This window comes from Lachnoclostridium sp. An131 (assembly GCF_002160825.1).
Taxonomy (GTDB): Bacteria; Bacillota; Clostridia; order Lachnospirales; family Lachnospiraceae; genus Laedolimicola.
In genome coordinates, this window is record NZ_NFLI01000003.1 from 224445 (window position 1) to 234804 (window position 10360).

Annotated in this window: 9 protein-coding genes and 1 rRNA gene; 3 read left to right on the forward strand and 7 right to left on the reverse strand. The window is 51.5% G+C overall.

The window, feature by feature from the left end; all coding sequences use genetic code 11:
• Nucleotides 1-146: 146 nt before the first annotated feature.
• On the forward strand, nucleotides 147-974 hold the full coding sequence (locus tag B5E77_RS03805; RefSeq protein ID WP_162609634.1) for a helix-turn-helix domain-containing protein: 828 nt from the start codon (nucleotides 147-149) through the stop codon (nucleotides 972-974).
• Here the strand turns inward: B5E77_RS03805 and B5E77_RS03810 are convergent.
• From B5E77_RS03810 to hisH, 6 genes are all read right to left on the reverse strand, one after another.
• Nucleotides 971-2620: a hypothetical protein gene (locus B5E77_RS03810; RefSeq protein ID WP_087164044.1), complete on the reverse strand. Its 1650-nt coding sequence runs from the start codon at nucleotides 2618-2620 to the stop codon at nucleotides 971-973. The genes B5E77_RS03805 and B5E77_RS03810 overlap by 4 nt on opposite strands.
• Nucleotides 2589-4283 carry a glycosyltransferase family 39 protein gene (locus B5E77_RS03815; protein ID WP_087164045.1) on the reverse strand — a complete coding sequence of 565 codons (1695 nt, stop codon included), beginning with the start codon at nucleotides 4281-4283 and terminating at the stop codon, nucleotides 2589-2591. The genes B5E77_RS03810 and B5E77_RS03815 overlap by 32 nt, the downstream gene beginning before the upstream one ends.
• The gene (locus B5E77_RS03820) at nucleotides 4276-4950 is read right to left on the reverse strand and encodes a uracil-DNA glycosylase (protein WP_087164046.1); all 675 of its coding nucleotides are present in this window, start codon (nucleotides 4948-4950) and stop codon (nucleotides 4276-4278) included. Before B5E77_RS03820 ends, B5E77_RS03815 begins: the two co-directional genes overlap by 8 nt.
• On the reverse strand, nucleotides 4931-5827 hold the full coding sequence (locus B5E77_RS03825; RefSeq protein ID WP_087164047.1) for a hypothetical protein: 897 nt from the start codon (nucleotides 5825-5827) through the stop codon (nucleotides 4931-4933). The genes B5E77_RS03820 and B5E77_RS03825 overlap by 20 nt, the downstream gene beginning before the upstream one ends.
• Before the next feature lie 90 nt (nucleotides 5828-5917).
• Nucleotides 5918-6679: an imidazole glycerol phosphate synthase subunit HisF gene (hisF, locus tag B5E77_RS03830; RefSeq protein WP_087164048.1), complete on the reverse strand. Its 762-nt coding sequence runs from the start codon at nucleotides 6677-6679 to the stop codon at nucleotides 5918-5920.
• A 4-nt stretch (nucleotides 6680-6683) separates the two neighbouring features.
• Complete coding sequence (gene hisH / locus B5E77_RS03835; protein ID WP_087164049.1) at nucleotides 6684-7295, reverse strand: imidazole glycerol phosphate synthase subunit HisH; 612 nt, start codon at nucleotides 7293-7295, stop codon at nucleotides 6684-6686.
• A gap of 784 nt (nucleotides 7296-8079) precedes the next feature.
• Between hisH and B5E77_RS16785 the strand changes: the two genes are divergently transcribed.
• Nucleotides 8080-8358, forward strand: coding sequence for a hypothetical protein (locus tag B5E77_RS16785; protein WP_143468571.1), 279 nt, complete (start codon nucleotides 8080-8082; stop codon nucleotides 8356-8358).
• A gap of 77 nt (nucleotides 8359-8435) precedes the next feature.
• On the forward strand, nucleotides 8436-9389 hold the full coding sequence (locus B5E77_RS03845) for a type II CAAX endopeptidase family protein (protein WP_162609635.1): 954 nt from the start codon (nucleotides 8436-8438) through the stop codon (nucleotides 9387-9389).
• Nucleotides 9390-9618: 229 nt separating this feature from the next.
• Here the strand turns inward: B5E77_RS03845 and B5E77_RS03850 are convergent.
• Nucleotides 9619-10360, reverse strand: a 23S ribosomal RNA gene (locus B5E77_RS03850); the annotation flags it as partial.

Genomic DNA, 10360 nt, shown 5'->3' on the forward strand with positions numbered 1-10360 from the left:
ACAGTATTTTCTCTCCACTGTCCGGAAACACCCGAAAGGGCGCAGAAATCAGAAGAATATCCATGGCAACCGCAGGTTGCCAAATAGTTGGTAGACGCCCTCTGCCGTTATCTGCTATGATAAAAGCACAAAGGGAGGGGATTCCTATGTCATTAGGCGAACAAATCAGGGCACAGCGCAGAAAAAAAGGCCTTTCACAGGAAAGGCTGGCAGAAATGACCGGCGTCAGCCGGCAGGCCGTCACCAAATGGGAAGCCGGACAGACTCTACCGAGTACCGAAAATCTATTCCGCCTGGCGGATATTTTCGATGTCTCTGTCGATGTGTTAGTGGGGACTTCCGTGAAACAGGCAGCGCCTGCGGAACAGACTGATGCCGCAGAACGGACTGACATGGCGGAACAGCTGTACAGACTGTATAAAAAGGAAAGAAAAGAAAAAGCAGAAGGCGTACGAAACCGGCTCCGGAAGCATCTGAAAATGGCTCTGCTCATACTGGCCGGATATGCTGTCATCTATTTCGGGGGACGGCTGCTCCTGCTGCGCAGCGTCATAAATGGAGAGTATTCCCTCACAGGCTGGCTGTTTGGGAATGCCGCGGCCAGAGATGCCGGCTATCTCTATGGCTGGCTGTGCCAGCAGAAGCTGTTCCTCTGCAGCCTGCTGATCTCCTCTGTCCCCGCTCTTTTTGGGAAATACCGTTTTGGCTTTACCACACTTTTCGGCTTTGCCGCCGGGTTGCTCCTGGGCGGGCCCCTGGGAAGCTACCCGGAAGGAGCTGCTTATGGACATGACCATTACGGCTGGGCCATCTGGGGAGGCGTGTTGCTGTTGTCTGCCGTGATGGGAAGCCTGCTGGAAAGGATGACAAAGCGCGGCGCTGTATCGAAGCCCAAAACTCTGATACTGTGGAGCAGCATATTCCTGGCTTGCGTCTGCGTCATTGTCCTTTTTATCCGTGCAACCCTTTTTTAGTATTCCACTTCCACCATCTCCGGAATACAGTACCCCCCATTATTGTCCAGCTGCAGGCAGTATGCCGGCCTGTCGCTGCCGTCCGTATAAATAAAAAAATAGTCCAGGCTTCCATGCGTGATGTAGGCGCTCTCATAAATCAGGCGTCCATCCTCATCATAATAGTCGTACAGCGCCTGCCTGGTCGTCCCCCACAGACTGCTGTTCTGATAGAATTCCCGGTAAAACAGCTTGCCATTTTCACGGTAAACCCAGTTAATATCAAGAATTTTGTAAGGTCCCATGTCATCGCGCAGCCAGTCAATCATTCCCTGGGACTGATACCAGTCCGGCTGGCCGTCGTCTCTGTATTCCAGGGCTTCCTCATATTCTGTCACCAGCTCCGAACCGTCCGAACCGCTCTCCGAGCTCATGGCAAAGGGATCATGGCCTTCCCATTCTCCCTGCTCCACCGCAAAGGTAAAGCCATAAAGCTCACCCTTCTTCTCGCCGCCTGTATCATATGACCAGACATACCGGACGCCGCAGCCCAGCCCGCTCTCTTCCTCCAGGTACAGCTCCAGGAGCAGATCGCCTTCCCAGCTCTGGTACTCATAGAAGGGCTCCCGCCCGAGGAATCCGCATGCCTCCAGAAAAGCCTCCCTGTCAGGAAATTCCGCTGTATGGCCTTCATGTCCCCATAGGATCCCCTGCATGTTCTCAAAAGCTTCTATATTTTGTCCGGGGCTTTCCTCGCCATCCGGCCGTACTCCCTCCACCCAGGTTCGGACTGTCTCGTTCGTCTCCCAGGCTGCAATGTTCGAAAGACCATCTCCCAAAAGGAAATCATAATATTCTCTGTCAGCCAGCTCTCCCTCTGAGTCAAAGCTTACGCTGCCTTCAAAAATCCTTCTGTCTTCCAGCTCATTCCAGATTTCCAGCGTCCCTGTCTCTCTGTCAATCCTTCTGCTCCTCGCCGGCACAGCCTTCCCCGCCCCGCTGTCAACCGCATAGACGCACTGCTCCTCCACCGCGCCCTCCGTATCAGTCGTCATCATAAAGCCATTCCATACTTCCTGATAAACCGGGATCACCACAGGCTCTGTGAAAAGCATATCTCCCGCATAATTCCACGCAAACAAAAGGCCGCTTTGTGCCTCTCCCTCTTTGTCCGGCGTGAAAATCTCCAGCTCAATCCCATACTCGAAGCTCAGATCGTCAAAGCGAAATTCCGTATCCTCCGTAATCCGGCCGCAGGGAAGCCGCTGAAGAAGCTCTCCTTCACCGTTATAGAGCCAAAGCTCGTATTCGTCAGGGCCTGCTCCAGCCTCCTCCTGCCTGCCGGCGTCTTCCCTGGCAGAAGCCTCCTGCCCGCCGACGGCAGCTCCGCTCAGATAAGCGCTTATTTCCGGCAGCGCCGGCCTGCATACCAGCCTGTAATCCTCCAGGCCTTGCAGAAACGGGTAAGCGAGCTCAATTTCCGCTTCCGTCAGGGACTGCGCTTCCTCCCCCGCCGCCCCAAGCGCCTTTGGCAGCGCCGTCACAGCCATCCGGCCTTCTGTATCCTTCCGGCTTCCGCAGCCAGATATGCACACGCCTCCGGCCGCGAGGAACGCCAGCAGAAAACATACGGCCTCAGCGCGCCGGCTTTTCCCCTTCTCTTTCATCTGTTTTCCCCCACTCACTGAACAAAAGCAGGCACAACGGCACAAAAATCACACTGTTAAAATGGAAAAACCGGTAGGTCGGGCCGCACAGCAGCAGCATTGTCCCGTAACTGTAAGCGAGAACCGGCAGCGTCAGCACAAGCGCCTTCCAGCCCTTTCCCTTTTTTGCAAAGACAAAAAGCGTACAGAAAATCAGCGCCAGAAGATGAACCCCATTGTAGGAAAAAAGCGTATCCAGGATGCTGTCCATCATCCAGTTGTCGAAATCATTGAGCACGGTCCGCATCCCGGCTCTGTCCTCCACATAGGCAAAACCCCAGTCATTCTCCTGGATCTGATACTCCAAATCTGCATGCCATGGTGTATCTCCCCGTACATCCCAGACCATCCTTGTCACCTGATAGACTGCCTGAAGGGAAAGTCCCGGCGCATTGGCCGCAGTCCGGGCCGTAAATCCCAGAAATTCCACTGGATCTGTATCCGAAATCACCTGATTTGCATTCGTGATGAATTTAAAAGAATTATAATTTCCCAGCTCGTAATTATTCCAGCGTTTTTCCGGGCCGATCTGAGCCAGGAACTCCGCCGCCTGCGGAGCCAGGCTCTCCGGAGCAGTCTCATGGATATTGCAGAGAATCGTCATCGGCACGCCCACAGTCTCTACGTAGGTCTGCTCCGGGCGGCTTGCTCCCACCAGATTGTATACCGGATACTGGATAAACCACATACCTGCCAGCATCAGCGCCAGGGAGATAATGCTCTCCCGCCGGATCTCCTTAAAGAAGAGCACCGCCAGAAGCAGGAACGGAATCGTATACAGGATGCTGTTGTGCCGGACCAGGGAAATGGAAATCAGCACCAGAATCCAGACCACCAGGTTCCGCCGTCGTTTCAGCCACTGCCCGCCGTTCTTCCAGACGTTGATCAGATATATGGTAAAGAGCAGCATGAAGAGCGTCAGAGCGCTGTCCTTCCACATAAAAAGCAGGATCCGGTGTGTCTGCGGGTTCGCCGCCAGAAAAAATTCTGCCAGAAGCATTCCCCAGACCGGGAACCGCCATTTCGCCATCGTGTACATCAGGTATCCGCAGAGCAGGCTGTAAAGGAAAAGCTGCATAAATACTGCAAAGCCGTAATGATTCACGATTTTGGAAAACAGAGCGATGATCAGCGTATGGAATACCGGATGCCAGGTATCGTACTGGCTGTTCTGGATCTGCCACCACTGATCCAGATTGTCCCAGTCGAAGGAGCCGGGAAAGTACGCATAAAAATATACCATCATCCAGGCAAACACCAGCCCAAAGCCAAAAAGAAACCAGAGCCTGCGCCGCCTCTTTCCTTTTGCAGTGCTCTTTTCCAGGCCGTCTCCGCCACAAGGAAGGCTCTCCTTCAGACTCACTCCCGAAAAACGGTACACACACCACTGAAGTCCCAGATAAACCGGAACTGCCATCAAAAGTGATGCCAGGATCTTAACCTTCCAGTATTTTGTATCCATCGGAACGGTCTCCATCATCTCCGGCAGCAGCCAGAGCAGGAAGACCAGATAACAGGTCACCGCCGCAGTCAGGATCGTGAGCATAACCCGTGTGCCCTTTTCCTGCTGCTTATACCAGGTCCGCGCAGCCTTTATCTGTCCCAGCATTTTTGAGTTATACATTTTCAATCTGCCAGTCTATCGGCTCAAGGCCGTTTTTTACAAGAAATTCATTTGTCTTGCTGAAGGGCCTGCTTCCGAAGAATCCCCGGTACGCGGACAGGGGGCTCGGATGAGGCGCCTTCAGAATCAGATGCTTCGGGTTATTCAGCATCTGCGCCTTCTTCTGGGCCGGACTTCCCCAGAGGATAAATACAATCGGGCGGTCCTGCTCATTCAGGATCCGGATAGCCGCATCCGTAAACTCTTCCCATCCCATACCCCGATGGGAATTGGCCTGGTGCGCGCGGACAGTCAGCACTGTATTCAGCATCAGCACGCCCTGCTTAGCCCATTTCACCAGATAGCCATTGTTTGGGATATAGCAGCCCAGATCATCGTGAAGCTCCTGATAAATATTCACCAGAGAGGGCGGAATCTCCACATCCGGCTTCACAGAAAAGCAGAGCCCGTGGGCCTGCCCGTCATTGTGATAGGGATCCTGCCCGAGAATCACAACCTTCACCTCATGAAGAGGCGTCAGGTGAAATGCATTGAAGATATCGTCCGCAGGCGGGAATATCTTTCTCGTTGCATATTCATTCTGTACAAATTTAAAAAGCTCCGCATAGTAGGGCTTTCGAAATTCCGGCTTCAATGGCTCCAGCCAGTCATTCTGTATCATTCCCATTGTTTATCTCTCCCGTCTCTTTCTGATTTTCTTCCTGTTCACAGGCAAATCCCTGAGCATTCCATATTTCTTCTGCCCACGCACGCAGTGTCAGCGTATTTCCGTATTCTCTCACGGTCTTCAGGCGCTCTCTTGCATTGATGCGCTCTCCCTCCAGCAGATCCAGCTGCGCCAGCCGAAAGATCCATGTCACCTGCTGAATCAGATACCTTTTCTGAGAAAGCAGCTGATTCAAAAGCTCCCGTTCCTTTTCTCTATCCTGCAGAATGCAGGCGATTCTCCTGTCCCAGACCATCAGGATCTCATCCGCCAGCTTTTTTTCCCGTGGCTTTCCTTCCGCCGTCAGAGCAAGAAGCTGCGACCTGCAGGCCTCAAAATCCTCCTTCTGATCCTTTGCCAGGCAGTAATCACCCAAAAGGTTCAGGTGGGAAAGCTTGAGATTCCGGTTCCTGCACCTGTCTGCGCGAAACTGCGTCAGCTCCCGGTAGGCTCCATCCCAGTCATTCAGATAGCTGAGCGTCAATGCGCATTGAAGATGCAGAGTATTCCTGGCCCTGGCCCTTTTCGTCTTCTTCTGCAGCCTTTGCAGTATCTCCAGAAATTTTACCGGATCACAGTCCGTATATAGGATATGATAAAGCTCCATCGCCCTTAGCCCTATCACAACCGTGTACCCTGCTAGTATCAGAAGTATAAGAAACAGGTACAGCCATAAAGACAGCTCCTGTGTATGCGTCAGAAATACGCCTGCCGTCACAAGCACCAGTACAATCGCAATCCCGACTGCAAGCCAGGTTCCGCGCAGATACCGGCGGACACAGGCCGCCGCATCCAGGCTCCGATATTTTGTAGGCTTCGTCCTTATTGTTGTCTGCATTGATTTCCACACCTTCTTCATTCTGTCAAATAAATTGAGTCAACTTGCTGCATAATTCACTGAAAACCGTTTCCGATGGAATACAGCTGCCTACAGCCGGACAGGTACACCCCTGCCGCGCAGGTATTCCTTCAGATCCTTAATTTCCAATTCTTTGTAATGAAACAGAGAAGCTGCCAGCACTGCATCTGCCCTTCCTTCCGTCAGCGCATCATAAAAATGCTCCTTCGTACCGGCTCCGCCGGACGCAATCACAGGAATCGACACGTTTTCTGCAATCGTACGGGTCAGCTCAAGATCATAGCCCGCTTTCGTGCCGTCGCAGTCCATGCTGGTCAAAAGAATCTCCCCGGCTCCCAGCCGGTCTGCCTTCATAGCCCACTCTACGGCGTCGATCCCCATATCCACACGCCCGCCATTTTTAAAAATATTCCAGCCGCTTCCATCTGCCCTGCGCCTGGCGTCGATAGCGACCACCACACACTGGCTGCCAAATTTATCTGCAGCCTCACTGATCAGCTCCGGCCGCATGATTGCCGCCGAATTCACTGAAATCTTATCGGCTCCCTCCCTCAGCAGCGCCTTAAAATCCTCCACTGTCCGGATACCGCCGCCCACAGTAAAGGGAATAAAGACCTTTTCCGCAACCTTGCGCACCATATCCACGACAGTGGCCCTGGCGTCGGAGGTCGCCGTGATATCCAGAAACACCAGCTCGTCTGCCCCTGCCGCGTCATAGGCCGCCGCAATCTCCACCGGATCGCCGGCGTCTCTCAAATTGACAAAATTCACGCCCTTGACGACACGCCCCGCATGCACGTCCAGGCATGGAATAATTCGTTTCGTATGCATTCCATCAATCCTCCAGCTCCGCAAAGTTTTTCAGAATCGCAAGCCCGGTCCGGCTGCTTTTTTCCGGGTGGAACTGGCAGGCGTACACATTGCCCTGCTCCACGGAAGCATCGATCGGAACGCCGTATTCCGTCACCGCCTTTACAATCTGCGAATCTGCCGCTTTCAGATAGTAGGAGTGAACAAAATAGACATAAGGCTCCTCTTCCAGTCCCACAAAAAGCCTTCCCTGGTTTTGAAGCTTCAGGGAATTCCATCCGATATGAGGAACCTTCAGGCCATCTCCGTCAGGAATCCGTAAGATTTCCCCTTTCAGGATGCCAAGCCCCTTTACCCCCGGAGCCTCTTCGCTTCTCTCAAACAAAAGCTGCAGCCCCAGGCAGATGCCAAGAAACGGTTTTCCCTGACGGATCACATCCTGAATCACATTCACAAGGCCGAAGCCTTCCAGCTTCTCCATGGCGTCTCCGAAATTTCCCACGCCCGGAAGAATCACCTTGTCCGCGCTCAGGAGCTCCTGCCTGTCTCTGGTCACCAGAACGTCTTCTCCCAGCGACTGCAGAGCCTTTTCCACGCTCTTAAGGTTTCCCGCGTCATAATCGATAATCGCAATCATAAGCTTCACTCCTCATTGGTCTGCTGACATGAGTTAAGTTTACTATATTTCTCCCTCAACTTCAATACCTCCGGGGGATGCCATCTGTGAAAACTCTTTGTTGCGTCCTATAGTTCAACATGATAGACTGAAGGTAGCGCAAGCTTTACTGAAAGGAGAGGTACCTATGCTATGGCAGTATACTGTAACTCCACGTTTCTATAAATGGATTCTGCGGACAGAAGAAAGGGGCTTTTCTCCAAAACCATCTGTCGGAAAACGTATTTTTAACGCCATTGTGATTTTATATTTTTTGTTTCTGATTTTGGTTTTCTCATCGTACCTTCTCTCTTCTTTCAGAGACGGCGCTTTTTCTCTGCCTTTCATTCTGGAAAATCTCGCAATTCTGCTCTTTCTGTCTGCCGCCCTATACTGTTTCGCCACCAAAAGAAATCCCCCTCGTTTTTCGAAATCCGAACACATACTTGGCCTCTGCTGTGTCTGCGTGAAAAACGGCTGGTTTTATTTCATGCGTACCTTCACCAATGGGGAATATTATTTCCGCTTCTTTCTTCCCCGGGAGGCCTTCTCCAGCTGTTCTGCAGAGGAAGGCCAGCTTGCTTTACGGAAGCATCTTCCTTTCTATATGGACAGAGATACTCTGCAGGCCAATCTTGTCATTCTCTGCTTCTTCTGCCTCTGCGCCGCCGCAGGATGGAAGGAGGGCATTCTCATAGCAGTACTGGTCGTACTTTGGATTTACATTTTTCAGGCTTTTGTTTATCTGCCCCTCATCGTGCGGAAAATGATAAAAGAGCACACATTTTATGCTCTGTCGGAGCCCAGCAAACTCTCTCTTTACCACAGCTCCATTACAGAAACAACCCCCGATTCTATTTTAATAAAACCATATTCGCTGATTGCAGGCCTGTATAAAACCAAAAACTGCTGCTGCATCGTCACAAAATCTCCAATATTCCTATACTGTATTCCCAGAAAGGCCTTTTCAGTTCCCAGGGAAGAAGAAACGTTTGAGGATTTTGTGTGGTCAGCTCTGGAAGAAGAAAAATTCTGGAAAAGGTGATATCCGGCAGCGTACGGTCATCAAAGACCGGCCGATTCTGAATCAAATAAAATTCTAATATGCGAGGTGTATTTATTATGAGTAACATCAGACGCCGGCTGAATCCGGCATACGGGATTGCAGTATTTATTATCATTGAACTCTTATTTATTTTTGTCTTTGCCCCTCTGCAGTATTATTTCGGCATGCTGGGCCTGGCGCTGACTGAGCTGGGGCTGCTGACCTGTACCCTGCTGGCCGTAAAGGCGACTGGTCAGAGCTTTCGAGAGGTCTTTCCCATCCGAAAACCCAAATTTGGACAAATCATGGGCACTCTGCTGATATGGGCAAGCTGTCTGCTGCTGACAATGCTTACAACACTCATTCTCATGTATTTCTTCCCGGAGGGCTATCTTCAGGTCAGCTCCAGTATGAATTCTGTCTTCGCCACAGTCCCCGCGCCTGTCCGCCTTTTTATCGTTGCGGTCATGCCGGCCATCTGTGAGGAGGCCATGCACAGAGGCTACATCCAATACAGCTTCCAGTCTGTACGCTCCGACTGGATCATTATTCTTTCCATGGGATTGATTTTTGGACTATTTCATATGGATCCATACCGCTTTCTTCCCACAGCCCTCCTTGGCATCGGCCTTTCGTATGTGATGCAGAAGACGCATAATATATTTCTGCCAGCACTCTATCATTTTATAAATAATTTTTTATCCCTTCTTTCCTCTCTGGGAACCTCCACAGAGGCACTGGAACAGTCCACAGAATTACTGGCAAACCGCTCCTATATTCTTGTATCCATCGGTTCCTACCTGATGATTGGCGCATTTGCCCCGATTCTGCTCTTTGCAGGAAGTCATCTCCTGCGCAAGGCCTCCGGCTCTCTTCCCAGGCGTACGGAAAGTCGTACAGTAGCTACCGCTGTCGTACTGCTGGTGCTTTATATTATCATGACAATTTCCGGCCTGGCCCTTATGCTGTTCAGTATGCTGAAGCTCCCCGAGATGCAGGAAATGATACAGAATGCAGAAATATTCATGTAAAAGAGAATGCAGTTAATTATCTTAGTTCAGCTATTTACTGCACATTGCACATGATTCCGTGTAGCTATTGGGCTTCGTCTTGCTATGCAGACTTATAGCAAAAGAGCAGATTATACAGCTTTGTATAATCTGCTCTTCGTTATGCCTTCAAAACTATATACTGTCAATCCATTTAAGACTTTTTTCTATCCTATGACGCTTTGCGAAGTGCTTTCACTTTCTTCGCTTTTTGGTCAAGCCCTCGACCTATTAGTAACAGTCAGCTCCACACGTTACCGTGCTTCCACCTCTGCCCTATCTACCTTGTCGTCTTCAAGGGGTCTTACTTCTTTCGAATGGGATATCTCATCTTGAGGGGGGCTTCACGCTTAGATGCCTTCAGCGTTTATCCCTTCCCGACTTGGCTACCCGGCGGTGCATCTGGTGATGCAGCCGGTACACCAGCGGTCAGTCCATCCCGGTCCTCTCGTACTAAGGACAGCTCCTCTCAAATATCCTGCGCCCACGCCGGATAGGGACCGAACTGTCTCACGACGTTCTGAACCCAGCTCGCGTACCGCTTTAATGGGCGAACAGCCCAACCCTTGGGACCTACTACAGCCCCAGGATGCGATGAGCCGACATCGAGGTGCCAAACCACTCCGTCGATGTGAACTCTTGGGAGTGATAAGCCTGTTATCCCCAGGGTAGCTTTTATCCGTTGAGCGATGGCATTCCCACTTAATACCACCGGATCACTAAGTCCTACTTTCGTACCTGCTCCACCCGTCGGTGTCACAGTCAAGCTCCCTTCTGCCTTTACACTCTTCGAATGGTTTCCAACCATTCTGAGGGAACCTTTGAGCGCCTCCGATACCCTTTCGGAGGCGACCGCCCCAGTCAAACTCCCCGCCTGACATTGTCCCACCGCCGGATCACGGCGGCTGGTTAGAAACCCAATACTGCAAGGGTGGTATCCCAACAGCGGCTCC

Coding starts and splice junctions, on each gene's coding strand:
- hisF (WP_087164048.1), bottom strand. CDS start 6,679: ATGCATACGAAACGAATTATTCCATGCCTGGACGTGCATGCGGGGCGT.
- B5E77_RS03820 (WP_087164046.1), bottom strand. CDS start 4,950: ATGGGAATGATACAGAATGACTGGCTGGAGCCATTGAAGCCGGAATTT.
- B5E77_RS03845 (WP_162609635.1), top strand. CDS start 8,436: ATGAGTAACATCAGACGCCGGCTGAATCCGGCATACGGGATTGCAGTA.
- B5E77_RS16785 (WP_143468571.1), top strand. CDS start 8,080: ATGATAAAAGAGCACACATTTTATGCTCTGTCGGAGCCCAGCAAACTC.
- B5E77_RS03810 (WP_087164044.1), bottom strand. CDS start 2,620: ATGAAAGAGAAGGGGAAAAGCCGGCGCGCTGAGGCCGTATGTTTTCTG.
- hisH (WP_087164049.1), bottom strand. CDS start 7,295: ATGATTGCGATTATCGATTATGACGCGGGAAACCTTAAGAGCGTGGAA.
- B5E77_RS03825 (WP_087164047.1), bottom strand. CDS start 5,827: ATGCAGACAACAATAAGGACGAAGCCTACAAAATATCGGAGCCTGGAT.
- B5E77_RS03805 (WP_162609634.1), top strand. CDS start 147: ATGTCATTAGGCGAACAAATCAGGGCACAGCGCAGAAAAAAAGGCCTT.
- B5E77_RS03815 (WP_087164045.1), bottom strand. CDS start 4,283: ATGTATAACTCAAAAATGCTGGGACAGATAAAGGCTGCGCGGACCTGG.